Here is a 25,059-nt window from a genome sequence, read left to right as displayed (position 1 = left end):
CATAGAATGTACCACTTTAAAATAACCTTAAACTGAACGACTTTATTGATATATAATCAAAAATTGAGCAAAAACAAAAATACGATATATATAATGGTTATTATAACTACGCTTATATTCTCCCTTAATTGGGCATGCTGTTTAAAAGGAGCATTCAATGGCTTTTGATTATGGATCGATTGATCTTGGACTAAAAAACCCCTTCAAACTTGAAGGTAAAGTAACAGCTGTAAGAGGACTCATCGAGTCTATAGCGGGTATTAGTTTACTTGTTATTGCTGCGGGCTCAGTAAAAGAAGATACAACCGCTGGATGGATTTTAATGGTGTTTGGCATGCTTATTTTAGCATTCGGCATTCGCTCACTTTCAAGTGGTATTTATGCAACTCTTAAGTATTTTGTAGGCAGAAACCACCCTACTTCACTTGCTTATAACTACAGTAAATCACAAGCATCAACCGCCAAAGAAGAAGAAAAAGAAGTAGCCTACACCGCGCAATCACTCGAAGAAATGCTGGTTGGTCGTAAAAACAGTACGTTTAAAGAGCCTAATGGTTTTTTATCACGTTTACTTCACAGCTTAATCCCTAAGTTATTATTCCTACCTTATCCTATTCGTAATGTTGCTCAGCGCTTATTTGGCTCATGGGTAAGTACCCTTGTTGCACTTATTGCTTATGGCCTTGTGGCATTTGTATCTTTATCGGGTTTTACCGGTGAAGCAGGCGAATTAGCATTTCCTGTTTATAGTGCCATATTAATGTTCTACGTGCTTTTTTCGTGGCGCTCTACGGGTAAACCTATTTCTAGAAACGCTGAAAAAAATATTGAAGCACTTGGTACCGGTGCACTCGCTAAAATTATTTCTTTATCTTTTATTCTACCAATCGCTATTGGCCTTTCTATGTCATGGCTGATGAAAGAACAACACATTAGCAAACAAGAAATAGATGGCTGGATTGAGCAACTACCTAGTCTTCATGCTGGCATGTACTTAATTGCGATTATTGTATTAGCCACTCTGAGCTGCGCAATTGCTTTTATTATGATTAAAGCGCGTTTAAATGCAGTTACCCCTTCTGCTGAAGTATCAGAACTACGTGAAAACTGGCAAGAGTCTGTTCATCCAGACGAAATTTTTATAAACCTAGACAATCTAGTAATGGCTAACCGTCGTTATAAAGAAGTACCTAACAGAGTTTATCGCGAATTAGATCCTAAGCTTCAAGAACAAATTGAAGGTAAAGGCGGCTTTAAAGGTGAAATGATCCAAGAAATTCAGCCTAAATTGCACTCAATGGATTTAGGTAAAAACTTCTCGTTAGCAAGGCTAATTTCTTTAGTGAGCGGTAACTTACTTTATATTGTAGCGTTGGCGTTTACTGTATTTTTAGCGTATTCGTTTATTAATATTTATCATTACGTTGACGCGGCAAATATTAGCAGCTTTAAACAAGCATTTAATAACCAACATGTTATTCAATTTAGTGAACTATTAATGACAAGCTTTCACTTATTGCTAATAGGTATACTTATTAAAGCATTTGCGCAATTGCTTACAAACACAGCCCATCTATTTTTTGCTGAAATGCAATTTGAATCACTACTAGTGTATTTTAAATGTGAAGGCACTTTTACTGAGTCAAAAATATCAACTGGTACGGGTATTCACGATAGTACTCGCTCAGAAAATACGTTAGTACGCAGTAGTATAACGCCTTGGATCATTGTTTCTCGTGTTGTTTCTACTACGTTTGCAGCAACAGGTATGAAAAATCTTGAACATCCTCGCCATATTATGGAAATGCATAAAGACGAAGGCCAATTACAAGCAATCAAAAAAGACGTTATCGCGTTCTTGAAAGACCGTGAATCTATCGCCTCAATCACCAGTGAGCGTGATTTAGGTAATGCGTCACAAATACATCAATTAAACCAACAAACGCGCGCGATACCTACTCAGCAAGCAATAGCTAAAGATGACGAAGAAGCTGCTGGGTATTTAAGACAAGAAGAAAACTTATCTCCCGAGCCAAAGGGTTAATTAACTTAAACTCTGGATTATTAGTATTAATGCCACCTTGTAAATTAGGTGGCATTTTTTTATCCTTTATTAACCTCTATTCAATACCTTTTAACTTTACTACCTCTTTTATACTCAACAACATGATTAATATTGGATTAGTCCACAAAGCCCTTGCTTTATGTGCCAAAACACAAATAATGAAGTATTAATCACAGGGTAAGAATGAGGACAATGAGCTATATACTAACCACCCAATGTGCTGACGACGTAGGCTTAATAGCTAAAATCACAGGGCTTTGTCATAAAAATAATTTAAATATTACGCGTAACAACGAGTTTGTAGATAAAGACGCACAGCGATTTTTTATGCGCACAGAGCTTACAGGCGAGCCACAAAGCGACTTTTTAGATCAACTACGCGCACTGTTGCCACAAGGCGCTAAACTTGCCCTACATTGCGGTGCAAAAACTAAAGTAGTTTTACTTGCAACTAAAGAAGCCCATTGTTTAGGTGGTATGTTGCTAAAGCAATTTGAACAAACTCTTAATATTGAAGTATTAGCAGTTATTGCTAACTACGCTGATTTAGAGCCTTTAGCAAAAGGGTTTGATGTGCCCTTTCATGCTGTATCGCACGAAGGACTAACTCGTAGCGAGCACGATCAAAAAGTAGGTGATTTAATTGCCCGCTACAACCCTGATATTATTGGTCTTGCCAAATACATGCGTATTTTAAGCCCTGAATTTGTGGGTCGCTTCGAAGGCAAAATAATTAATATTCATCATTCATTTTTACCCGCATTTATTGGTGCTAAACCTTATCATCAAGCATTTGAGCGCGGCGTAAAAATTATTGGTGCTACCGCTCACTTTGTGAATAATGAGCTTGATGAAGGCCCTATTATTTTGCAGGATGTAACAAGCGTTACACATGCTAATACCGCCGAAATGATGGCTAAAATGGGTAAAGATGTAGAGAAAACAGTGTTTTGTAAAGCACTCCAACTTGCATCAGAGCATAAGTTATTTATTAATGGTAATAAAACTGTAGTGTTTTCTTAGCATTGTACCAATTCGCTTAATTAAGTAGTTTATTTTGAGGTAATAAAACAGTGTTGATAACAAGGTATGCATTTTGTTATTAACCTGAATTCTAATTGATTATTCTACACATAAAAATATGCCAGCATTGTTGCTGGCATTTTTTTGCTCATAAATAAGCAAGTGACTTTTTAAATGTAAATTATGCCTGCTCTATTGGCTCGAGTTTTAATTTAGCGGCAATTAAAACGGCTTGGGTACGATTGTACACGCCGAGTTTTCTAAATATGGCTGTAATGTGTGCTTTTACTGTTGCTTCTGATATGTGCAGTTCATAAGCAATTTGCTTATTAAGTAAACCTTCGTGCAGATATTGCAGCACTCGGTATTGTTGAGGTGTTAATGAGGCAACTTGCGCTGCTATTTCTCGGTCTTCACCTTCAATTTCAGCTACTTTGTTTTTTAGCTCTTTTGGTAGCCATGTATCGCCTTCAAGTATTTGGTTAATTGCACTGGCAATATCATCAGACGATGACGATTTAGGAATAAAACCCATAGCGCCGTAACCCATTACTTTAGAAACTATATTAGCGTCTTCACTACCCGAAACAACGGCAATAGGTAAGCTTGGGTATTCTTCTCTAATACGAATAAGACCATATAAATCATCATTACCTGGCATGTGAAGGTCTAGCAGTAATATATCAAGATCCTCTTGCTCGCTTAACACTTGCAGTGTGCTGTCAAAATCGGATGATTCAAAAACCTCTAAACCTTCAAATTTTGCGCTCAATGCGCCCTTTAGTGCTTCACGAAATAACGGATGGTCGTCCGCTATTAAAAACTGACTCATGGTTCACTCCTAATAAATTCGGCTGCCAGTTAGGTATAAAACCATTACTGACAGCCGATATACTACGTTTAGAATCAACTTGTAATCAAGTTTTTAACGCACATTTAACGATTTAATCTGTTCTCGATTAGTTCATCAACTACAGATGGATCTGCAAGCGTTGACGTATCACCGAGTTGTTGGTGCTCATTTGCAGCGATTTTACGTAAAATACGACGCATAATCTTGCCTGAGCGCGTTTTAGGTAAACCCGGTGACCATTGAATCATATCTGGTGATGCTATTGGGCTAAGCTCTTTACGAACCCAGTTACGTACCTCTTTGGTTAACTCATCGCTTACTGTTACACCTTCGTTAGGCGTAATATAAACATAAATACCTTGGCCTTTAATATCATGCGGGTAACCCACTACTGCAGCTTCGGCTACTGCTTCGTGCGCAACTAAAGCACTTTCAATTTCGGCAGTACCAAGGCGATGGCCTGATACGTTAAGTACATCGTCCACACGTCCTGTGATCCAGTAATACCCGTCTTCATCACGACGACAACCATCACCTGTAAAGTAAACACCTGGGTAGGCGCTAAAATAAGTTTGTTCAAAACGTTCATGGTCGTTGTAAACCGTTCGCGCCTGCGATGGCCAGCTATCTAAAATTACTAAATTACCGTCTACAGCACCCTCAAGGTTATTGCCTTCAGCATCAAATAATGCAGGGGCAATACCAAAAAATGGATGTGTCGCAGAACCAGGTTTTGTATCAGTTGCACCCGGTAAAGGCGTAATCATTATGCCACCGGTTTCTGTTTGCCACCACGTATCAACAATCGGACAATTAGATTTACCAATACTCTCGTAATACCACGTCCATGCTTCTGGATTTATTGGCTCACCAACCGAGCCTAAAATACGTAAACTATCGCGATTTGACGAAGCTGTTGGCTCATCACCTTTCGCCATTAGCGCACGAATTGCTGTAGGCGCAGTATATAAAATAGTTACACCGTGTTTATCAACAATTTCGCCCATACGTCCTGCAGTTGGATAAGTTGGTACACCTTCAAATAATACTTGTGTACAACCGTTTACTAATGGCCCGTATGCAATGTAACTGTGGCCTGTGATCCAACCTACATCGGCACTACACCAATACACATCGTCTTCTTTTAAATCAAATACGTATTCATGTGTCATTGATGAGTAAACTAAGTAGCCACCAGTCGTATGCACAACCCCCTTCGGCTGACCTGTTGAACCTGACGTATATAGAATAAACAATGGATCTTCAGCGTTCATTGGCTCTGGTTCACACTTTGCTGGTAAATCAGCAACTAGGTCATGCCACCATATATCGTGCTCATTCCAATCAACTTCACCGCCGGTTAATTGGTGCACAATAACATGCTCAATTGAGGTTACAGTTTCTTGCGCTACCGCTTCATCTACATTTGCTTTCAATGGAACACAATTACCCGCTCTGCGCCCTTCATCTGAAGTAATAACGACCTTGGCACCCGAATCTCGAATACGATCTGCAATCGCAGAAGGTGAAAAGCCACCAAATACAACCGAATGAATAGCACCAATACGTGCACAAGCCTGCATTGCATAAACAGCTTGAGGCGTCATAGGCATATAAATCGCTACACGGTCACCTTTTTGAACACCTAGCTTTTTTAAACCATTGGCAAACTTGGCTACTTCATCATGCAATTGTTGATAAGTAATATTCTCACTTTGAGATGGGCTGTCACCTTCCCAAATAAGCGCCGTTTTATCTGCTTTGGTTTTTAAGTGACGATCGATACAATTGTACGAAGCATTAAGGTAGCCATCCTCATACCATTTAATATTTATATGGCCTTTGTCGAATGATGTGTTTTTAACTTTTGTATAAGGGGTAGACCAATCAAGACGTTTGCCATGCTCACGCCAAAAACTTTCTGGGTCATCAATAGATTGCTTGTAAAGCGTATTATATTTATTTTTATCTACAAGAGTCGCATCTTTAATATGCGCAGGAACTGGATAGATACTTTGTGACATCTTAGTCTCCATTTAAATTACTTGCCTTAAGCTTTTATCAAGGATTACTCAGCAGTGCTACATTAAGTATTAGACCTTAGTTGTACACCTCTTCAATTTCCTCATTTGTAGTTTATAATCCTTCTGCTTTCAATTTTTTTACATAAATAATACAACGCGTTAAATGTAAGTAAATACAAACTAATCTGCTCTCAAACCTTAGTCTTATAGACCAATAGGTAATTGAGTAAATATTGCACATATTCAACAGTGTTGTCGTACTCTAATAAAGATATTTTGTTGTACTTACTAAAATGCTTTATTTAACGAATGAAAATAGAAAGTGAATTGAAAGCCAAATTAACAACCCTTTTTATTCGTAAGTAATACTCGTAGCAAGTAATACAAATATCTATGAAAAAAAAGTAACAAATAACAAGTAGCCTATAAAGGACACCACAATGAAATTTACCCCATTAAAAACATTGGCAGCAAGCGCTGTACTATGTGCACTATCAAGTACTGCATACGCGGCAACTGCTGCAAAAATTGGTGATACCGAATTTACTTACGGTGGATACATTAAACTCGACTCTATGTGGAGTGATTATTCAGCGGGTGCGCCTGCAGGTTCAAACGTAGGTCGTGACTTTTACGTACCAAGTACGCTAACAGTTGGCGACGATAACAGCTCAGATGCTGTGTTTGATATGCATGCTCGCGAGTCACGCTTTAACTTTGGCACAGCCACTGTTATGGATAACGGTAAGACCGTTAACACTAAAATTGAGATTGATTTTTTAGCCTCAGCTGCTGGCGGCAATGAACGTGTATCAAACTCTTATGCTCCACGTATTCGCCATGCGTTTGTGACATACGACGGTTGGTTATTTGGTCAAACATGGTCTAACTTTCAAAACGTGGGTGCCCTTGCTGAAACGCTTGATTTTGTAGGCCCAGCTGAAGGCACTATATTTGTTCGTCAATCGCAAATTAAATATACCACTGGCGCATGGTCTTTCTCATTAGAAAACCCAGAAAGTACAATTTCTACTACTAGCGGTATGGTAGTAACTGATGATGCATCATTGCCTGACTTTACAGCTCGTTACACACACAAAGCTGATTGGGGTAACATTGTTGTTGCAGCGCTTGCTCGCCAACTTACCTATAAGGTAGGCAGTGTTGATGCAGATGAAACATCTTTTGGTATTAGTGCGTCGGGTAAAATAAACCTTGGTGAAGACAACCTTAAATTTATGCTTACTCAAGGTAAAGGCTTAGGCCGTTACGTAGGCTTAAACGTTGCTCACGGCGCAGTACTTAATGGCGATGAACTAGATGCCATTGATTCGACTTCTGGTTTTGTTGCTTACCAGCACAAGTGGACAAGCCAATGGCGTTCAACATTCTTATACTCTTTCTTCTCTGCTGATAACAACACTGATTTATTAGCTATTTCTGGTGATCCGACTGAATCAAGCCAAAGCTATAGCGCTAACATTTTATATTCCCCTGTTAAACGCCTAACATTTGGAGCTGAGCTAAAACATGCTGAGCGTGAAACTGAAAGTGGCGTAGATGGCGATTTAGATCGTTTACAATTCTCTGTTAAATACTCTTTTTAATAACTAAAAAGCTAACTACTTTAAAAAAGCGGCCTAGGCCGCTTTTTTATAAGGGATATTAAGTTCTATATAATTCATCAATTCGTACCCATAATCTCTTTATGTGACGCTAAAATCCAACAAAATAGAATAATAATAGGTAAAAACACACAACCTAATTGCAAATCGATATCATTTAGATTAAGTTACGCACTTCTTTTTGAACTAACTGGAAAAACTTATGTCGTGCCCTCAAGTTTTGCGTTTATCTAAATTAAGCTTTGCTACTTCTTTAATTCTATCTGGTTATGCACTTGCTGATGAAGCAACTGTAAAAGATGAACCTCTCGAAAAAATTGCGGTATATGGTCAACATCACAAAAACTACATAACAGAAGAAGCGCAATCAGCTACCAAACTAGGTTTAACAATTAAAGAAACACCACAGTCAATCTCGGTAGTATCACGCGCATTAATGGACGACTTTTCACTAGACGATATAAACTCAGTACTTGAAAGCACCCCCGGCGTAACAGTAGAGCAAATAGAAACAGATCGTACTTACTTTAAAGCTCGTGGCTTTGAAATTACTAACTTTCAAGTTGATGGCTTAGGTATTCCACAAAGCTCTGGATCTATTCAAGGCAGCCTTGATACTTCAATTTATGACCGTGTAGAAATAGTTCGTGGCGCTAATGGCTTAATGACCGGTGCCGGTAATCCTTCTGCAACTGTAAATATGGTTTTAAAGAAACCAACTTACACAACACAAGCAAATGCATCAGCCTCGTATGGCTCATGGAATAAAAAACGTTTAGATTTAGATGTATCTACGCCAATAAATGAAGAACACGCCGTACGTGCTGTATTTACAAAGCAAAAAGCTGATTCATACCTAGATCGCTACGAAACAGATAAAACAATTATTTATTTAGCCTACGAAGGCAAATTAACAGACAGCACATTATTAAGCGTTAACTACGTTAACCAACAAAAAGATGCTGATAGCCCACTTTGGGGGGCACTACCTCTTTATTACACCGACGGCTCACCAACTAACTATGACGAATCAACCAGTACTGCTGCTGATTGGTCTTACTGGGATAACAGTGCAGAGCAAGTATATGTAACGCTTGAACAAAACTTATCAGCAACATGGGTGGCTAGAGCACGCTATGCTCACATCGAAAACAAGCAAAACTCAGAGCTGTTCTACGTATACAGTACCCCTGATAAAGATACTGAACTTGGTTTAACAGGTTATGCTAGCCGTTATGATTACGAAGATAAGCATGACTTATTTGATTTATACGCCAGTGGTAAGTTTGATTTATTTAATCAAGAGCACGACCTATCATTTGGTGTTAGCCAAGCTAAAATGGATTACAACGAGCAGTCTCTTTACGATTACACTACAGGCAATGGTTTTCCAGATATGCCATCACTTAAAACGTGGGATGGTGTAGTACCAAAGGCAACACTTGCTGATGGCGTAAATGGTAGTGATATTACTAACGAGCAAAAATCAGCTTACATATCTACTCGCATTAAATTAAGTGAGCCTTTAAGTGTGCTCGCTGGCGTGCGTTATACCGATTGGGAAACAAAAGGCACAGCCTATGGCGTTGCTCAAACTCGAAGTGACTCTGAGCTAATACCGTACATTGGTACAGTGTACGACTTTAACGAATCTCTATCGGCTTATGCAAGCTATACAGAAACATTTGTACCGCAAAAAGAACTAGACATAAATGCCAATCAACTACCTGCTGTTACTGGCAAAAGTAGCGAAATAGGTGTCAAAGCACAGCTTCTAGACGACCAGTTATTTGTAACGTTTGCTTATTTTGATGCAAAACAAGATGGCCTTGCTGTTGCTATAGCTAACTCATTACCAAGTGATACGCGTTATTATGCAGCTGATGGCATTAGTAGTAATGGTTTTGAAGTAGAGTTAAGTGGTAAATTTACAGATGATTTAAGTGCAAGTATTAGCTTTAGTAATTTAAATATTGATGGTGATGATTTAGTAAAAGATTACACACCAGAAAACCAACTTAAAGTGGCCGCAACCTACCAAGTTCCTTTAGTTGATGGCTTATCATTTGGTGCAAACTATCGCTGGCAGGATTCAACTAGCCGAGTTCAAGTTAAAGATGCTAATGGTATTGCAAGTGTTACTACCAACCAAGATGCATACGGGTTACTTGATTTAATGGCCACTTACAAAATTACAGATAACGTAGGAGTCACTTTCAACGTTAATAACACCACAGGTGAAAAATATTTGCACAGCCTATACTGGGAACAAGGTTACTACGGTGCACCGCGTAACTACGCTCTATCTGTAAATTGGCAGTTATAAATATATTTGATTAATTAAAGGCTGTAGATTTTTGCGGTTAAATTAAAAAACGACACATTTTTAATGTGTCGTTTTTATTTTTATCTAACCTAAACTCTGGTTAAGAGATTTACTAACGTATTGAATCATAGTGGTATTTAAATTTATTTTCTCTAGCCAGAGATTTTCAGTGGAAACAAGGCGAATTTACGCGTCAATAGCTGGCCTATTGTAAGTAAATTCAACGCAGTTAGCGCTGAAAATAGCTGCTCGAGATAGATTTATTATCCAGAGCTCAGGTTATCTACTTTAAGTTTTTAATAACAAAAAAACGCTAATCATTACTGATTAACGCTTTTTAAAGCTCGGGTCAAATCAAGCTTAAAAACTCATTTTGAGGCTGTTAAAGATCAGCGTCATCGCCCAACTTATCTTCACCATCATCTGGTTCAATAGTTGCTTTTAATAAAAGCATTTCGCGTAACTTGCCTTCAATCTCATCTGCAATTTCTGGGTTTTCTTTCAAAAACTTAATTGAGTTAGATTTACCTTGGCCAACCTTGTTGCCACAGTAGCTATACCAAGCACCTGCTTTTTCAACAATTTTATGCTTAACGCCTAGGTCAATTAGCTCGCCTTGCTTAGAAATACCTTCACCATACATGATGATAAATTCAGCTTGTTTAAACGGCGGCGCTACTTTGTTTTTAACAATTTTAACGCGAGTTTCGTTACCAACAACTTCATCGCCTTCTTTAACAGAACCAATACGACGAATATCAATACGTACCGATGCGTAAAACTTAAGTGCATTACCACCCGTTGTTGTTTCTGGGTTACCAAACATAACACCAATTTTCATACGGATTTGGTTAATGAAAATACATAACGTGTTAGAGCGTTTAATGTTACCAGTAAGCTTGCGTAATGCTTGCGACATTAAACGTGCTTGTAAGCCCATGTGCGAGTCGCCCATGTCGCCTTCAATTTCAGCTTTTGGTGTAAGTGCAGCAACCGAGTCAATTACAACAACGTCTACCGCGCTTGAGCGCACTAACATGTCACAAATTTCTAATGCTTGCTCACCGGTATCTGGTTGCGATACAAAAAGCTCATCAATGTTAACACCAAGCTTTTGTGCATAAACTGGATCTAGAGCATGCTCAGCATCAATAAAGGCACATGTTTTGCCTTCTTTTTGTGCTTCTGCGATAACTTGTAAAGTAAGCGTTGTTTTACCAGATGACTCAGGTCCGTATACTTCAACAATACGTCCCATAGGTAAACCACCTATGCCTAAAGCAATATCAATACCTAATGAGCCTGTAGATACAGATTCAATGTTTAACGCTTTGTTATCACCCAATTTCATAATTGAGCCTTTACCAAATTGACGTTCAATTTGTGATAGTGCAGCGTCCAACGCTTTTTGTTTGTTATCGTTCATTTTATTCTCCAAATCCAGCTAATGGAATCAAGTATACTGTATGAAATCACAGTATCAAGCTAATTTTTTTATTTTATCTCATCTATTACACTTTTCAATGCAAATACAATAGCTTGCAGTCTAACTTGAGCCCTATCGCCAGAGAATACTTGTTTAAAGGTCAGTACTTTGTCATTAATTTGTATGCCAAACCACACAAGTCCCACAGGTTTGCCATCAGTTGCCCCGCCAGGTCCTGCAATACCCGATACAGCTATAGATATATTTGCGTTTGTTGCCTTAATTGCACCTAGTGCCATTTCACGTACTGTCTGCTCGCTCACAGCACCAAATTGAGCTAATGTACTGGCACTTACATTTAGTAAGTCTTGCTTTGCTTGGTTGCTGTAAGTCACAAATGCGCGGTCAATATAAGCCGAGCTTCCGGGCGTATCTGTAAGGGCATAACTCACTCCGCCACCAGTACATGACTCAGCACTAGTGATCCATAAGCATTTATCCGTTAAAATAGCGCCTAATTGCGCAGCAAGTGTTTTAATCTCTTGATGTAATTCCATATTCAGCCTTTGGGTAAATACATGTCGTTTGATCTTTATGCACCACACACTATAAAACAACAAACCCCTATGATGCAGCAGTATCTAAAAATAAAATCAGAGCATCGCGATATTTTATTGTTTTATCGTATGGGCGATTTTTACGAACTCTTTTTTGATGACGCTAAACGCGCCGCTCAATTACTCGATATTTCGCAAACACATCGCGGTAAAGCCGGTGGCGATCCTATCCCTATGGCGGGCGTACCTTATCATGCAGTAGAAAACTACCTAGCACGCCTAGTCCAAATGGGTGAATCAGTCGCTATTTGTGAACAAGTGGGTGACCCTGCAACTAGTAAAGGCCCTGTCGATCGTAAAGTTGTTCGTATAGTTACACCTGGTACAATTTCTGATGAAGCGCTTTTACAAGAACGACAAGACAACCTCCTTACCAGCGTTTGGCAAAGTAAAAAAGGTCTGTACGGTATCGCGTACCTTGATATTAACTCTGGTCGCTTTAACGTTGTAGAGGTTAACACCGGCGAAGCCTTTAGCTCAACTATTCAGCGCTTAGCTCCGGCAGAACTTCTGTATAGCGAAAGCTTTGAAAACTTTCATTTAATTGAGCATATAAAAGGTGCCCGCCGCCGCCCAGAGTGGGAGTTCGACTTAGATACGGCTCAGCACTTATTATGCGATCAGTTTGGTACTAAAGATTTAGTTGGTTTTGGTGTTGATAAAGCCCACAGCGCGCTTGTTGCTGCCGGTTGTTTAATGCAATACGTAAAAGATACACAACGTATTGCACTGCCACATATTCGTGCAATTACGCTTGAGCACAACGAACACGCTGTTATTTTAGATGCCGCAACCCGTAAAAATTTAGAACTTACCGTTAATTTATCAGGTGGGTTTGAAAATACACTTGCCCAGGTACTTGATAAAACAGCAACACCTATGGGCTCTCGTTTACTTAAGCGCCGTATTCATACACCTGTACGTAATAAAGACGAGCTAAATTCACGCTTAAATGCAATTAGCGCTATTTTAGATGTACAACTGTGCGGTGAATTACACGAATCATTAAAAGAGATTGGTGATGTAGAGCGAGTTATTGCACGCCTAGCTTTATGCACAGCTCGCCCGCGCGATTTAACTCGCCTTCGCAGCGCATTACAAGCACTTGCGCCACTACACACTTTGCTAGGTGATGCTAACGATCCTCGTATTACAGGTATTATCAAGCACTCGCCTGAGCTCCCTGATTTACAAGAGTTATTAGAACGTGCAGTGATAGAAAACCCACCGGTACTTATTCGTGATGGTGGCGTTATCGCCCCTGGTTACAACAGCGAACTAGATGAGTGGCGTAACTTAAGTAAAGGTGCAACCGATGTACTTGATCAACTAGAGTTACGTGAACGCGAACGCACGGGTATTAGTACGCTTAAAATTGGTTATAACCGCGTACATGGCTTTTTTATTGAAGTAAGCCGCGCCAATGCCCACTTAGTGCCAGCCGACTACATTCGTCGCCAAACGCTCAAAAATAACGAACGCTATATTATTCCTGAGCTTAAAGAGCACGAAGATAAAGTACTTGGTAGCCAATCAAAAGCCTTAGCGCTTGAAAAGCAACTATACGAAGAGCTGTTCAGATTTATCGCTCCACATATTGAACAGCTGCAAATGATGGCAGCAGCACTGGCCGATTTAGACGTATTAAATAACTTGGCCGAACGTGCATTTGCACTCAATTATGCAAAACCAGAACTATGCGATAACGACAATATAAGCATTAAACAAGGTCGTCACCCTGTTGTTGAACAAGTAATGAAAGAACCGTTTATTGCTAACCCTGTTGAATTAAACAGCCAACGTAAAATGTTGATTATTACGGGTCCAAACATGGGCGGTAAATCAACCTATATGCGCCAAACAGCACTTATTGTACTAATGGCTCACATTGGCAGTTACGTACCTGCAGACAGCGCTAAAATAGGTAATATTGATCGCATATTTACACGTATTGGTGCTAGCGATGATTTAGCATCAGGTCGCTCAACCTTCATGGTAGAAATGACCGAAACAGCGACTATTTTAAATAATGCCACGGCGCAGTCTTTAGTGTTAATGGATGAAATTGGTCGCGGTACAAGTACCTATGATGGGCTCTCGCTTGCGTATGCAACAGCCGATCATTTAGCGTCAAAAATATCAGCTAAAACATTATTTGCTACGCACTACTTTGAGTTAACAGAACTTGCTGAACAAACCACTGGTCTTGTAAATGTACATCTTGATGCAATAGAGCATAACGATACAATCGCCTTTATGCATACAGTACTTGATGGCGCAGCAAGCAAGAGCTTTGGCTTACAGGTAGCTGCTCTTGCGGGTGTGCCAAAAGCTGTTATTGCACAAGCAAAGCAAAAACTTAAGTTACTCGAAAACCATCAAAGCGTTACTGCACCAAATACTGAGCAACAAGCCTTTACTTTTAATAACGAAGCTGCACAAAATGCCCCTTCTGAAGTAGAAGAACAATTAAGCGCTATCGACCCTGATAATTTATCGCCACGCCAAGCGCACGATTTATTATATAAACTAAAAGCATTGTTGTAATTTATATCATCTAATTTACAAGCATAAAAAAAGCCGAAGAATAAATTCTTCGGCTTTTTAACACACATAGTCTCTTAAACTATTTAACCAGTTACGAAAACTGATTAAACAAGCTATCTGTACTTAAACCTTCTTGTTGCAAAATGTCTTTCAAACGACGTAATGCTTCTACCTGAATTTGTCTTACACGCTCACGTGTTAAGCCTATTTCACGACCTACATCTTCAAGTGTAGATGGCTCGTAGCCAAGTAATCCAAATCGACGTGCTAACACTTCGCGTTGTTTAGGGTTTAATTCACCTAACCAATCTACAATATGTTTATTAATATCATTATTTTGTACTTCGCCTTCAGGGCCTGCACTTTTTTCATCTGGGATGATATCAAGTAATACACTGTCGTTTTCACCACCAATCGGCATATCAACCGATGCTATTCTCTCGTTTAAACGTAGCATTTTAGTTACGTCTTCAACGGGTCTGTCTAGGCAAGCTGCAATTTCGTCAGCTGTTGGCTCATGGTCAAGCTTTTGAGTTAATTCACGCGCTGTACGTAAGTAAACATTAAGCTCTTTAACAACATGTATTGGTAGGCGGATGGTGCGAGTTTGATTCATAATGGCACGTTCAATTGTTTGACGTATCCACCATGTAGCGTAAGTAGAAAATCTAAAGCCACGTTCAGGGTCAAATTTTTCAACAGCGCGAATTAAGCCTAAGTTACCTTCTTCAATTAAATCGAGTAGAGCAAGGCCACGGTTATTGTAACGGCGTGCTATTTTAACAACTAAACGTAAGTTACTTTCAATCATACGTTTGCGTGAGGCTTCACAACCTCGAAGTGATTTGCGAGAAAAAAACACTTCTTCTTCTGCGCTAAGCAAAGGAGAAAAACCAATTTCGCCTAAATAAAGTTGGGTTGCATCAAGGTTTTTAGTTACTTCTTCTTTTGCAAAGATTTCATCGTCTTCTACTTTATCTAGTAAAGTTGTGCTTTCATCAGCAGCGATGTCATCGAATTTTTCGTCAGTCGTAGTGTGTTTGTCAAGTTTTGCTGCGCTAGCCATAAGCCTTCTCCCGAGCAATTATCAATACCTGAAAATTAGGGTAGGTATTTAGCAGGATTGACAGCTTGCCCTCGGTAGCGAATTTCAAAACGAAGCGCGGTGACCGGAGATTCTGAATTACCAATTTCTGCTATTTTTTGTCCTGCCTTAACCTTCTGCTTTTCTTTAACAAGTAATTTCGAGTTATGTGCATAAGCACTTAGGTAATCATCATTATGTTTCAATATGATTAAACTACCATAACCTCGTAGAGCGTTACCCGCGTATACCACTGTTCCTTGTGCCGCAGCTAAGACTGAAGCCCCTTTGCGATTAGTAATCTGTAAACCTTTATAACCGTTTTCCTTATTAGAAAAGCGTTTGGTAATTTTGCCCTTTGCAGGCCAAAACCACTTTACTTTACTGCTCGACAAACGTTTAGTATTACTAACTTTGTTACTGGCTTGTTTCTGAACATACTCTCGTTGTTTTGGAGGATCAAGCTCTTTCTTTAATATTATGTTATTTTTTTGTGTGTTTTTTATAGACTTTTTACTCAAATTCGTATAATTTTCATCCCTTTTTGTTTTTTCGGGCTTGGGGGTTAAGGAGATGTTTTGCCCAGGGAAAATTGTGTAAGGTGATGGAATTGAATTGTTTTTTGCAAGTAATCTAAAATCTTTACCGGCGCTAAAGGCTATCGAATAGAGCGTATCACCTTTTTGCACCTTATAAATATCGCCATTTATGTTAATGGTATGACCTAAATCATTAACATTATTATTTAGGCTGCTAACAGGCGCTGGAATATGGCGAGAAGAGCAACCAGAAAGAAAAACACCAACAAATATAGTCACATACAGTAAAAACTGTTTATTCATTGTATTTTTCTCCCAAATTAGACAATTGATATTTTTAACGCTTAACGCAATAAAAAGTACGCTAGCGCAATTAATACCACTAATCCCCAACCAAGTATTTCAATATATTGACGTAATTTTGCTTCCATTTTAGCCCCGCCCCACTTCATTAAGGCTGAAACTAAAAAGAATCGCGCACCACGTCCAATCGCCGATGCGAGTAAAAATGGCAAAAATGCCATTTGTAAAACACCTGCGCCAATGGTAAATACTTTATATGGTATAGGCGAAAAACCAGCTAAAAACACAACCCAAACACCGTAATCTTTAAACCAATTTAATGCGATATCAAACTTTTCTTGCCAGTGCATTTGTGCAATCAATGGCTCAACAACGGGTTCAAATAGCCAAAACCCAAGCAAGTAACCAACTACTCCACCAACAACCGATGCTATTGTGGCAAAGCTTGCAAAACGCCATGCTTTTTTGGGTTGCGCAAGCGACATAGGTGCAAGCATTACATCAGGCGGTATCGGAAAAAAAACTGACTCTGCAAAGCTCATTGCAGCTAAATAACGTTCCGCATGGCGGTGCTTTGCCCACACTAGGGCCATATCGTATAACTTGGTAAACAACTTCAAAATGAATTCCTATTCAATATCGCCAGGTACTAACGGCACAAATCTAACGGGAGCAATAACATGCTCTTTATAATTATCGCCTTCGCGGATAACCATTACTAATTTTTGATCGCTCTCACCAATGGGCGCTAATAACACGCCTCCATCGGCTAACTGAGCAAGTAAGTCTTGTGGAACTTTAGAGGCCGCAGCAGTCACTATAATACCATCAAAAGGTGCTTGTGATTGCCAGCCTTGCCAACCATCACCATGCTTCATGGTTACATTATATAAATCGAGTTGCTGCAATCGACGCTTTGCCTGCCACTGAAGCGTTTTAATACGCTCTACCGAATAAACTTTTGTAAACGTTTTGGCTAATATTGCAGTTTGATATCCAGAGCCAGTACCAATTTCCAGCACTTTATTGCGCACACCAGCTAAGCGAAGTAGCTCTGTCATGCGCGCTACTATATAAGGCTGGGAAATAGTTTGCCCTTGCCCAATAGGTAGCGCCGTATTTTCATAAGCTTTGTGTTTTAGCACATCGTCTACGAATATATGTCGCGGAATATCAGCTATAGCACTCAGTACTTGTGTATCTTCAACGCCTTCGCGCTTTAGTAAGTCAGATAGCGCTTTTGCACTGCGGGTATAATTAGCGAGCACGATTAATCTCCAAATCGGCTAACCAGTCTCCTACTGCTTTTAGGCTGTCTTTGGCTGTCATATCAACACTCAATGGCGTAACAGAGGCATAACCGTTATTGATTGCGTAAAAGTCGGTACCCTCACCTGCATCGCTTTCTATGCCCAGCGATCCATACCAATAAATATCTCGACCCCAAGGATCGGTTTGTTTGGTCATGGTTTCTGCTTTATGACGAGCACCTAAACGTGTTACTTGCACCCCTTTTAATTCACTTAATGGAATGTCTGGCACATTTATATTTATTATTTGATCTTTTGGAAGCGGATGCGAAGCCAAACCTTTAATAATATTTACGGTAACAGCAGCGGCTGTTTCAAAATGCTCACCTTTATGTGAGCAAAGCGATACCGCAATTGCAGGTAAGCCTAAATGGCGACCTTCAGTTGCAGCTGCAACAGTGCCAGAGTAAAGCGTATCATCGCCTAAATTGGCACCATGGTTAATACCAGCAACAACAAGGTCTGGTTTTTCATCAGCTAACTGATTTACACCTAAATGTACACAATCAGTAGGTGTGCCATTAACCGACATAAAACCATTTTCGAGTGTAGTTGCTCGTAGCGGGTTCATTAATGTTAAAGAATTACTTGCGCCACTACAGTTGCGATCAGGTGCAACAAGGGTTACATCTGCAATTTGTATAAGCGCCTGATATAAAACCGCAATGCCTTTAGCATTTACGCCATCATCGTTACTTAACAGTATCTTCATTTATGTCATTATCCTTTTCTTTGCGCTCTCGAGGGCTAGCATCTTTATAATCCACCAGCTCACGTAATAATGCAGTTGCAAAACACCCTTTTGGCAAACCAAAACTCAGTTTTAAACAGGTTTCATCTATGGTCTCAACCGTTAAGTTTTGCGGAATTAAACGCAGCATCCTGCGCTCATTTTTAAGGCCTAGCTCACCCAAGCCATCGCACCATGTTTGGAAAGGTTCAAGCCATATTTTTTCTTGTTCGGTTAAACCTTTTTCGCTTTTACCCACCATAGGTGCCGACATCATAATATCGCCAGTGGCTAATCGCTCTATGTTTTCGTCGTTAATTGCATCTTCAAAAAATGCATTACTGCCGCTGAGCATAAATACTTCACGGTGCATTGTTTTAGCTAAACCATGCTCTTTAACACGTAAATTTACTATTTGATTAAACACATGAGAGCGCGCTGCTGAAATAATAATGCCGCGCAGTTTTTTATCGCGAATGCGCTCCCCTGCAAACATTTTTTCAGCCATTACTAAGTTATGACCGCCATGCCCAAAGCGCTGTTCACCAAAGTAATTAGGCACACCTGCGCGTACTGCATTAATACGGCATAAAATATCAAGGGGCTTGGTTACATTACGAAGCGTAATAGTAAATCTATTACCTTTGTGGCAACCCGTACGTAATTTACGATCGTGGCGCTGTTGCGACACAATAAAAATACTCTCGCTATTTAAATCGCTAAAATCGATAGGCTTTTTAATCGGTACTTTTACACTAAACCACTGTGAGCACACTCCGTGACGATCTTTCATGCCGGCGTAACTTACGTCTCGCGGTGAAACACCCGCACGCTGTGCAATTAGCTTTGCAACGTATTGCGTATTTTCGCCTTTTTTAACCACCTGCAAACACACGTGTTCGCCACTGCCGGTAAATTCTATACCTAGGTCTTCATCAACCATAAAGTCTTCAGCAGTGGTTTTAAAATCAGCTTTAGAAAGCGGTGCACCGTATAAATAATTTAAATCGCTCATGCGTTTTTTGTACTCGCAAGCTCTTTACTCATAATAACCACCGCATGGCTAGAAATGCCTTCCCTGCGCCCTTCAAAGCCTAGCTTTTCGGTAGTAGTGGCTTTAACGTTAATTTGGCTAAGGTCACAATTTAAATCGCTGGCTAAATTAGCACGCATAGCTTGAATGTGTGGCAGCATTTTTGGCGCCTGTGCAACAATAGTCACATCGCCATTGCCAATTACATAACCTTGCTCTTTAGCTAAGCTCACCACATGGCGAAGTAAAATACGGCTGTCGATATTTTCATACTCGCTAGCCGTATCGGGAAAGTGCTTACCAATATCACCCATTGCAAGCGAGCCTAAAATAGCATCACATAATGCATGAATAGCGACATCGCCATCTGAGTGCGCTAAAAAGCCTTGTGGATAATCAATTTTTTCACCACAAATAGTTAACGGGCCTTCGCCGCCAAATTTATGTACGTCAAAACCATGGCCAATTCGTATCATAATGCACTCTCGTTTTGTTGTTTATGTAATAAAAACCCAGCCAAGTCTAAATCCTCTGGCGTGGTTATTTTAATATTATCGCTGCGACCTGCTACAAGCTTAACCGGTTTACCCGCCCACTCAATTGCACTGGCTTCATCGGTAATAGTAGCCCCGTTTGCTAATGCGTTTTGCAATGCATTTTTAAGCTCGTCATATTTAAAAAACTGCGGGGTAAGTGCTTGCCATAAATCGTCTCGTGGCACAGTTTGTAGGGCATGAGTGTGGCCGCGTTTTATGGTGTCTTTTACTTTGCTAGCTAAAATACCGCCTTCATCAGCGCGTATACATTCATCAATTAAACGTTCTATATCACTAATATTAACTAGCGGACGCGCAGCATCGTGCACCAACACCCATGTAGGCGGGTTAGGTGCTAAAAAAAGTAAGCTATTAAGTACTGAATCTGCACGCTCTTTACCGCCACTGGCGCGAACAATGCGCTTATCAAGTGTTGGGAGTTCGTCAAAATAGGGGTCGCTGTCGCTAAGGGCAACAACAATAGTGCGTAATTGAGGTAATTGAGAAAGTTTAGCTAAGGTGTGTTCTAGAATGGTTTTACCGGCTAATTGTATATATTGCTTAGGCGCATTGTGTTGCATTCTACTGCCAACGCCCGCAGCAGGAACAATTGCTGCAATAGTCTGTTTATTTGTCATATTGTTTGCCCGGTAAAACACGAATAAATGTTTCGTCCGGTTTAATCATTCCCAATTCGTTGCGTGCACGCTCTTCGATGCCTTCTTGGCCAAGCTTTAAGTCTTCAATATCTGCTTTAAGTACTTTATTACGTTTAATGAGCTTTTCGTTGGTTTCTTGATGCGACGCTACAGCACCTTTTAGCCGTGTGTAGTCTTGTAAACCATTATGACCAAACCATAATCTGTATTGTACAAACAGTGCTAAGCACAGTAAGCCAACTTGAAAAATACGCATTTAACACTCCTTATTTTAAATTCCAAATACCTTAACTTTAATACGCTAAGGGGCGCTTTAAATTGCGCCAATTAATACTACCCGCTAAAAGCATTTCGCGTAGTGATAAAACCCGTGGCATACAACGCTTCGAAAATTGCCACTGATGCCCGCAACATGCAGCGGTTAAACTCACTTTACTTGGCTTTATTAACTGAGCATTTTGCTGCTCTAGCCCATTTCCTAAAAAATCAAACCAACCAAGCTCGTTACAATGCAGCTTATTTTCGCCTAACTGATCGATACTGTCTATTCTAAGACGCACCTGATCGTAGCCATGTAATATAACGGGCACTATAAGCCCCACTTTGGCATACGTTTGATAAAAAAGTTCATTAGCTTGAACATTCACATCGGGTGGGGTCGGTTTTTGCTTTTCAAGCCACGTACCATTGTGCGCGTCCAGCGTAAAAGGCGTGTCACCATTGACAACTAACGTTGCAGCTCGCTCAATATAATATGGTAGGCTTTTTAACTGGCGGCGCAGTTTATCGGCATTAGGCTCTGCAACTAATCGCTGAACCTCACGCTGATAAAACGCATTGCACAATTGTGCATACAACACTTTTTGTGCATCAGTTTGCCAAATTTCAACTTGCTGCTGAGCACCAAGTGACTGATTTTTAGCGACCAAAAGCTGTACTCAAAAATATTCAGGTAAATGTTTTATAACACAGTATTGAATATTTTTTAAGCGCAGCGCACTAATTAAGCGCTTGGCTTTTCACCTAATTTTGCTTTACCTGATTCTAAAAATTGCACAACCGTATTACGCTTTTTACCAATCAGCAAACTGCCATCAGCTAAAAACATAAAGTTTTGCCAATTGCGTTTAAATACATCAAATGTTGTTTCGATAATATTATCGCGTGCCATACAAAAATAAACAGTGGTGTTAGCTTCCCAATCTAAAAAAGTTAAGATTGCTTCTGGTGGTTGCGCATCACCATTTTCCCACGCATCTTGCCAATCTACTTCTTGGCTAAAGCTTTTTTCTTGGCCACACCAATCGGTGTCTTCAAAAAAATCTGGGTGATCAAACTCACGGCTTACCATGGTTGTCCAAAGTACGGCTGCGCGCTCATCTCCCATAGGCTTTATTTTTACTGCGTCTTCATCTGATACAGGTAAGTCTTTATGACGAAAAACCCATGCTTTTTTGTAATCATCTAGCGAAATATAGTTCATAGTATTGGCAAATTAGTTAACATTAAAAGTGCAAAGCCAAATTATACAAGAGATCAAAACATGACTACAGCAATAAAACCACTTTCACTCAAACCAGGCATATACCAACACTACAAAGGGCCGCAATACAAAGTTGTTCATGTTGCCACCCACAGCGAAACCGAGGAGCAGCTTGTGATTTATCAAGCACTCTATGGTGAATTTGGTATGTGGGCGCGCCCACTTAGTATGTTTTTAGAAACTGTTGAAAAAGAAGGTGAGGTCATACAGCGTTTTGCCTACCTTGGACCTGCCGTTTAACTATGGCATTATAACAAAATAACTTACTCCTCAGACCAGACAAGGGTACACCGTGCAATTTAATTCAACTGACAATTACATAGCGAGTAGCGCACTTAAACAAGCTGTAAATGCTGCCATTATGCTCGAAAAACCACTTTTAATTAAAGGCGAACCAGGCACAGGTAAAACCATGCTGGCTGAGGAGTTGGCTAAAAGCCTAGATACCACGCTTATTCAGTGGCATATAAAATCGACCACTAAAGCGCAGCAAGGTTTATACGAGTACGACGCGGTTTCGCGCCTGCGCGACAGCCAATTAGGTGACGAGCGTGTACACAATATTGGCAACTACATCGTTAAAGGTAAGCTTTGGCAGGCATTTACGTATGCAGAGCTTAACGGCAAACGCCCCGTATTATTAATTGATGAAATAGACAAAGCCGACATAGAGTTCCCAAACGACTTACTACTTGAGCTTGATAAAATGGAGTTTCATGTTTACGAAACTAACGAGCGCATTGTCGCAAAAGAGCGCCCTATTGTGATCATCACATCAAATAACGAAAAAGAATTACCGGACGCATTTTTACGCCGCTGCTTTTTTCATTACATTGATTTTCCTAGCAGCGACGAAATGCAGCAAATTATTGACGTGCACTACCCTAACGTTAAGCAAGATTTAGTACGCCAAGCACTCGAAGTGTTTTTTAACCTGCGCGAAGCTAACGGCCTTAAAAAGAAGCCATCCACCAGCGAATTACTCGACTGGCTAAAGCTTTTAATGGCTGAAGACATAGACGCTAAAACACTGCACGACAAAGCTAAAAAAGGTGGTTTAATGCCAATGTTTGGCGCACTGCTTAAAAATGAGCAAGACATCAGCCTAATCGAAAAATTAGCCTTTATGAGCCGCTAGGGCCTGTTGACCTTTCAGGATTAAATTTGTTCTAACTAGGGACGATTTAATCGTGGCGCGAGGTTTGTAACCTAGTGGGCTAAGTAAAAGCCGAGCAACAAAGAGTTAATCGTCCCTAGGACGAACCTTCAGGCAGCGCGTGTTTGGTATTTATGCTGTGTTATCGCCTATTTATGGGGAATAACCACACTACATAGGCTCTGCCTTGCCTAAATACCAAACACACTGCTGCAAATTTAACCTCGAAAGATAAACAGGCCCTAATATGTTAGTACAGTTTTTTTTCACGCTACGTAAATACCGTTTACCGGTGAGCCTGCGCGAGTTACTCGATTTAATTAACGCCTTAAAAAAAGGCGTTATATTTGCCGACGTAGACGCCTTTTACCATTTAGCACGCACCATAATGGTAAAAGACGAAACGCACTTTGACCGATTTGACAAAGCCTTTAGCGACTATTTTAGTGGTATTGCTGACCTCGATTTGCTCGAGAGCTTAAAGCAACAGCACAACTTACCTGAAGACTGGCTACGTAAAGAATTCGAAAAAAACCTAAGCGATGAAGAAAAAGCCCAACTTAAAGCTATAGGCGGGCTCGATGAGCTTATGAAAACCCTAAAAGAGCGTTTAGAAGAGCAACAAAAACGCCACGCAGGCGGCAATAAATGGGTGGGCACTGGCGGCACATCACCTTTTGGTGCATACGGCTATAACCCAGAAGGCGTACGCATAGGGCAAGACGGCAATCGTAACCGCCAAGCGGTAAAAGTGTGGGATAAACGAGAATACAAAAACCTCGACACCGACAGAGAAATTGGCTCGCGCACAATTAAACTCGCCCTTAAAAAGTTACGAAAGTTTGCCCGCACTGGCGCAAGCGACACGCTTGATTTAAATGAGACTATTCGCGCTACTGCAAAACAAGGCGGCATGCTTGATGTAAAAATGGCACCCGAACGCCACAATGCAGTAAAAGTGTTGATGCTGTTTGATATTGGCGGCTCAATGGATGACTACATTCATACCTGCGAAGAGCTATTTAGCGCCGCTCACAGCGAATTTAAACACTTAGAGTTTTACTACTTCCATAATTGTTTATACGAGCACGTTTGGCAAGACAATGCGCGCCGCCATTCAAACGTGATTGACACTATGACGCTGATTAATAAATTCACCAGCGACTATAAAGTAATATTTGTCGGTGACGCCACTATGGGCCCATACGAAATAGCCTACCCCGGCGGCTCAGTAGAGCACTACAATGAAGAGCCCGGCAGTGCATGGCTTGCACGCATTACCAACCACTTTGATAAAGTCGCCTGGCTCAACCCACAACCCGTTGAACACTGGCCGTACTATCAATCAATTGATTTTATAAAGCAGCTGATGGATAACAGAATGTACCCGCTGAGTTTGGATGGAATAAGTAGAGCGATAAAAGAGCTGAGTTAGAATATTAATTTACGACTGCTCAGTGCCAGCGGCAGACCTTCAAGTCGTTTATCTGAAACCCTGTTGGGTGGCGCCTTCAGCTTAACCAACCTACCTTTTGACGTAGGTCGGATAAGTGGCGCAGCCACGCCATCCGACAAAAATGATGAATTTATTAGAAACAACCCGACTTACCGCGTTAATCGTATGCAAGCAAAACACCTCTCATTTTTGTGGTTATTTAGA

General features: G+C 40.3%; 23 protein-coding genes. 8 read left to right on the top strand and 15 right to left on the bottom strand.

Annotated elements, in window-relative coordinates; genetic code table 11:
• Window positions 1–157: 157 nt before the first annotated feature.
• Both I6E72_RS03670 and purU read left to right on the top strand, forming a co-directional pair.
• The gene (locus I6E72_RS03670; RefSeq protein ID WP_197111095.1) at window positions 158–2,044 is read left to right on the top strand and encodes a hypothetical protein; all 1,887 of its coding nucleotides are present in this window, start codon (window positions 158–160) and stop codon (window positions 2,042–2,044) included.
• A 213-nt stretch (window positions 2,045–2,257) separates the two neighbouring features.
• Window positions 2,258–3,088 (top strand): formyltetrahydrofolate deformylase, encoded by an 831-nt coding sequence (gene purU / locus I6E72_RS03665; RefSeq protein WP_197111093.1) that lies wholly within the window; start codon window positions 2,258–2,260, stop codon window positions 3,086–3,088.
• 181 nt (window positions 3,089–3,269) lie between these two features.
• Here purU and I6E72_RS03660 read toward each other — a convergent pair whose 3' ends face one another.
• Window positions 3,270–3,920 (bottom strand): response regulator transcription factor, encoded by a 651-nt coding sequence (locus I6E72_RS03660; protein ID WP_197111091.1) that lies wholly within the window; start codon window positions 3,918–3,920, stop codon window positions 3,270–3,272.
• 104 nt (window positions 3,921–4,024) lie between these two features.
• The gene (gene acs / locus I6E72_RS03655; RefSeq protein ID WP_121955524.1) at window positions 4,025–5,965 is read right to left on the bottom strand and encodes an acetate--CoA ligase; all 1,941 of its coding nucleotides are present in this window, start codon (window positions 5,963–5,965) and stop codon (window positions 4,025–4,027) included.
• Between the two features lie 440 nt (window positions 5,966–6,405).
• Here acs and I6E72_RS03650 point away from each other — a divergent pair, with 440 nt between their 5' ends.
• Together I6E72_RS03650 and I6E72_RS03645 are read left to right on the top strand one after the other, a co-directional pair.
• A complete protein-coding gene (locus I6E72_RS03650) occupies window positions 6,406–7,572 on the top strand; it encodes a DcaP family trimeric outer membrane transporter (protein ID WP_010554447.1) in 1,167 nt (388 codons plus the stop codon).
• Window positions 7,573–7,792: 220 nt separating this feature from the next.
• Window positions 7,793–9,916, top strand: a complete 2,124-nt coding sequence (locus I6E72_RS03645; RefSeq protein WP_197111089.1) for a TonB-dependent siderophore receptor — start codon at window positions 7,793–7,795, stop codon at window positions 9,914–9,916.
• 382 nt (window positions 9,917–10,298) lie between these two features.
• Here I6E72_RS03645 and recA read toward each other — a convergent pair whose 3' ends face one another.
• Window positions 10,299–11,342: a recombinase RecA gene (recA, locus tag I6E72_RS03640; protein WP_024591486.1), complete on the bottom strand. Its 1,044-nt coding sequence runs from the start codon at window positions 11,340–11,342 to the stop codon at window positions 10,299–10,301.
• Between the two features lie 68 nt (window positions 11,343–11,410).
• Entirely contained in the window at window positions 11,411–11,899 is a 489-nt protein-coding gene (locus tag I6E72_RS03635; protein ID WP_165722864.1) for a CinA family protein, read from the bottom strand.
• A gap of 21 nt (window positions 11,900–11,920) precedes the next feature.
• Here I6E72_RS03635 and mutS point away from each other — a divergent pair, with 21 nt between their 5' ends.
• Window positions 11,921–14,506, top strand: a complete 2,586-nt coding sequence (gene mutS / locus I6E72_RS03630; protein ID WP_197111087.1) for a DNA mismatch repair protein MutS — start codon at window positions 11,921–11,923, stop codon at window positions 14,504–14,506.
• A gap of 91 nt (window positions 14,507–14,597) precedes the next feature.
• Here the strand turns inward: mutS and rpoS are convergent, their stop codons facing one another.
• The 11 genes from rpoS to I6E72_RS03575 form a co-directional block, all read right to left on the bottom strand.
• A complete protein-coding gene (gene rpoS, locus I6E72_RS03625; RefSeq protein WP_007584786.1) occupies window positions 14,598–15,572 on the bottom strand; it encodes an RNA polymerase sigma factor RpoS in 975 nt (324 codons plus the stop codon).
• A gap of 35 nt (window positions 15,573–15,607) precedes the next feature.
• The gene (locus I6E72_RS03620; RefSeq protein WP_197111085.1) at window positions 15,608–16,432 is read right to left on the bottom strand and encodes a peptidoglycan DD-metalloendopeptidase family protein; all 825 of its coding nucleotides are present in this window, start codon (window positions 16,430–16,432) and stop codon (window positions 15,608–15,610) included.
• 41 nt (window positions 16,433–16,473) lie between these two features.
• Window positions 16,474–17,052 carry a YqaA family protein gene (locus I6E72_RS03615; RefSeq protein WP_007584782.1) on the bottom strand — a complete coding sequence of 193 codons (579 nt, stop codon included), beginning with the start codon at window positions 17,050–17,052 and terminating at the stop codon, window positions 16,474–16,476.
• Window positions 17,053–17,061: 9 nt separating this feature from the next.
• Window positions 17,062–17,700: a protein-L-isoaspartate(D-aspartate) O-methyltransferase gene (locus I6E72_RS03610; RefSeq protein ID WP_007584780.1), complete on the bottom strand. Its 639-nt coding sequence runs from the start codon at window positions 17,698–17,700 to the stop codon at window positions 17,062–17,064.
• Window positions 17,690–18,454 (bottom strand): 5'/3'-nucleotidase SurE, encoded by a 765-nt coding sequence (gene surE, locus I6E72_RS03605; RefSeq protein ID WP_007584778.1) that lies wholly within the window; start codon window positions 18,452–18,454, stop codon window positions 17,690–17,692. The genes I6E72_RS03610 and surE overlap by 11 nt, the downstream gene beginning before the upstream one ends.
• Complete coding sequence (gene truD, locus I6E72_RS03600) at window positions 18,435–19,487, bottom strand: tRNA pseudouridine(13) synthase TruD (protein ID WP_197111083.1); 1,053 nt, start codon at window positions 19,485–19,487, stop codon at window positions 18,435–18,437. The genes surE and truD overlap by 20 nt, the downstream gene beginning before the upstream one ends.
• Complete coding sequence (gene ispF / locus I6E72_RS03595; protein WP_010554441.1) at window positions 19,484–19,981, bottom strand: 2-C-methyl-D-erythritol 2,4-cyclodiphosphate synthase; 498 nt, start codon at window positions 19,979–19,981, stop codon at window positions 19,484–19,486. The genes truD and ispF overlap by 4 nt, the downstream gene beginning before the upstream one ends.
• Entirely contained in the window at window positions 19,978–20,679 is a 702-nt protein-coding gene (ispD, locus tag I6E72_RS03590) for a 2-C-methyl-D-erythritol 4-phosphate cytidylyltransferase (RefSeq protein ID WP_165722867.1), read from the bottom strand. The genes ispF and ispD overlap by 4 nt, the downstream gene beginning before the upstream one ends.
• A complete protein-coding gene (gene ftsB / locus I6E72_RS03585) occupies window positions 20,669–20,956 on the bottom strand; it encodes a cell division protein FtsB (RefSeq protein ID WP_007584772.1) in 288 nt (95 codons plus the stop codon). The genes ispD and ftsB overlap by 11 nt, the downstream gene beginning before the upstream one ends.
• Window positions 20,957–20,993: 37 nt before the next feature.
• Window positions 20,994–21,629: a hypothetical protein gene (locus I6E72_RS03580; RefSeq protein WP_197111081.1), complete on the bottom strand. Its 636-nt coding sequence runs from the start codon at window positions 21,627–21,629 to the stop codon at window positions 20,994–20,996.
• 74 nt (window positions 21,630–21,703) lie between these two features.
• Entirely contained in the window at window positions 21,704–22,183 is a 480-nt protein-coding gene (locus I6E72_RS03575; protein WP_010554439.1) for a DUF2947 domain-containing protein, read from the bottom strand.
• A gap of 60 nt (window positions 22,184–22,243) precedes the next feature.
• On the opposite strand from I6E72_RS03575, the gene I6E72_RS03570 reads away from it, so the two are divergent.
• The 3 genes from I6E72_RS03570 (at window position 22,244) to I6E72_RS03560 (ending at window position 24,834) form a co-directional block, all read left to right on the top strand.
• A complete protein-coding gene (locus I6E72_RS03570; RefSeq protein WP_024594065.1) occupies window positions 22,244–22,483 on the top strand; it encodes a DUF1653 domain-containing protein in 240 nt (79 codons plus the stop codon).
• A 52-nt stretch (window positions 22,484–22,535) separates the two neighbouring features.
• The gene (locus I6E72_RS03565; protein WP_182692907.1) at window positions 22,536–23,381 is read left to right on the top strand and encodes an AAA family ATPase; all 846 of its coding nucleotides are present in this window, start codon (window positions 22,536–22,538) and stop codon (window positions 23,379–23,381) included.
• A 265-nt stretch (window positions 23,382–23,646) separates the two neighbouring features.
• Window positions 23,647–24,834 carry a vWA domain-containing protein gene (locus I6E72_RS03560; RefSeq protein ID WP_197111079.1) on the top strand — a complete coding sequence of 396 codons (1,188 nt, stop codon included), beginning with the start codon at window positions 23,647–23,649 and terminating at the stop codon, window positions 24,832–24,834.
• Window positions 24,835–25,059: the final 225 nt, after the last annotated feature.

The organism is Pseudoalteromonas sp. NSLLW24 (assembly GCF_015864725.1).
GTDB lineage: Bacteria > Pseudomonadota > Gammaproteobacteria > Enterobacterales > Alteromonadaceae > Pseudoalteromonas > Pseudoalteromonas arctica.
The sequence above is the reverse complement of the archived record's forward strand: the minus strand, read 5'-3'. Positions and strand labels throughout refer to the sequence as shown.

What these genes read in the sequence shown, in the direction of transcription:
- recA (WP_024591486.1), bottom strand. Translation starts at nt 11,342, where the DNA reads ATGAACGATAACAAACAAAAAGCGTTGGACGCTGCACTATCACAAATT.
- I6E72_RS03575 (WP_010554439.1), bottom strand. Translation starts at nt 22,183, where the DNA reads ATGAACTATATTTCGCTAGATGATTACAAAAAAGCATGGGTTTTTCGT.
- ftsB (WP_007584772.1), bottom strand. Translation starts at nt 20,956, where the DNA reads ATGCGTATTTTTCAAGTTGGCTTACTGTGCTTAGCACTGTTTGTACAA.
- acs (WP_121955524.1), bottom strand. Translation starts at nt 5,965, where the DNA reads ATGTCACAAAGTATCTATCCAGTTCCTGCGCATATTAAAGATGCGACT.
- I6E72_RS03620 (WP_197111085.1), bottom strand. Translation starts at nt 16,432, where the DNA reads ATGAATAAACAGTTTTTACTGTATGTGACTATATTTGTTGGTGTTTTT.
- ispD (WP_165722867.1), bottom strand. Translation starts at nt 20,679, where the DNA reads ATGACAAATAAACAGACTATTGCAGCAATTGTTCCTGCTGCGGGCGTT.
- I6E72_RS03670 (WP_197111095.1), top strand. Translation starts at nt 158, where the DNA reads ATGGCTTTTGATTATGGATCGATTGATCTTGGACTAAAAAACCCCTTC.
- I6E72_RS03645 (WP_197111089.1), top strand. Translation starts at nt 7,793, where the DNA reads ATGTCGTGCCCTCAAGTTTTGCGTTTATCTAAATTAAGCTTTGCTACT.
- ispF (WP_010554441.1), bottom strand. Translation starts at nt 19,981, where the DNA reads ATGATACGAATTGGCCATGGTTTTGACGTACATAAATTTGGCGGCGAA.
- purU (WP_197111093.1), top strand. Translation starts at nt 2,258, where the DNA reads ATGAGCTATATACTAACCACCCAATGTGCTGACGACGTAGGCTTAATA.
- I6E72_RS03635 (WP_165722864.1), bottom strand. Translation starts at nt 11,899, where the DNA reads ATGGAATTACATCAAGAGATTAAAACACTTGCTGCGCAATTAGGCGCT.
- I6E72_RS03570 (WP_024594065.1), top strand. Translation starts at nt 22,244, where the DNA reads ATGACTACAGCAATAAAACCACTTTCACTCAAACCAGGCATATACCAA.
- rpoS (WP_007584786.1), bottom strand. Translation starts at nt 15,572, where the DNA reads ATGGCTAGCGCAGCAAAACTTGACAAACACACTACGACTGACGAAAAA.
- truD (WP_197111083.1), bottom strand. Translation starts at nt 19,487, where the DNA reads ATGAGCGATTTAAATTATTTATACGGTGCACCGCTTTCTAAAGCTGAT.
- I6E72_RS03660 (WP_197111091.1), bottom strand. Translation starts at nt 3,920, where the DNA reads ATGAGTCAGTTTTTAATAGCGGACGACCATCCGTTATTTCGTGAAGCA.
- mutS (WP_197111087.1), top strand. Translation starts at nt 11,921, where the DNA reads ATGTCGTTTGATCTTTATGCACCACACACTATAAAACAACAAACCCCT.
- surE (WP_007584778.1), bottom strand. Translation starts at nt 18,454, where the DNA reads ATGAAGATACTGTTAAGTAACGATGATGGCGTAAATGCTAAAGGCATT.
- I6E72_RS03560 (WP_197111079.1), top strand. Translation starts at nt 23,647, where the DNA reads ATGTTAGTACAGTTTTTTTTCACGCTACGTAAATACCGTTTACCGGTG.
- I6E72_RS03650 (WP_010554447.1), top strand. Translation starts at nt 6,406, where the DNA reads ATGAAATTTACCCCATTAAAAACATTGGCAGCAAGCGCTGTACTATGT.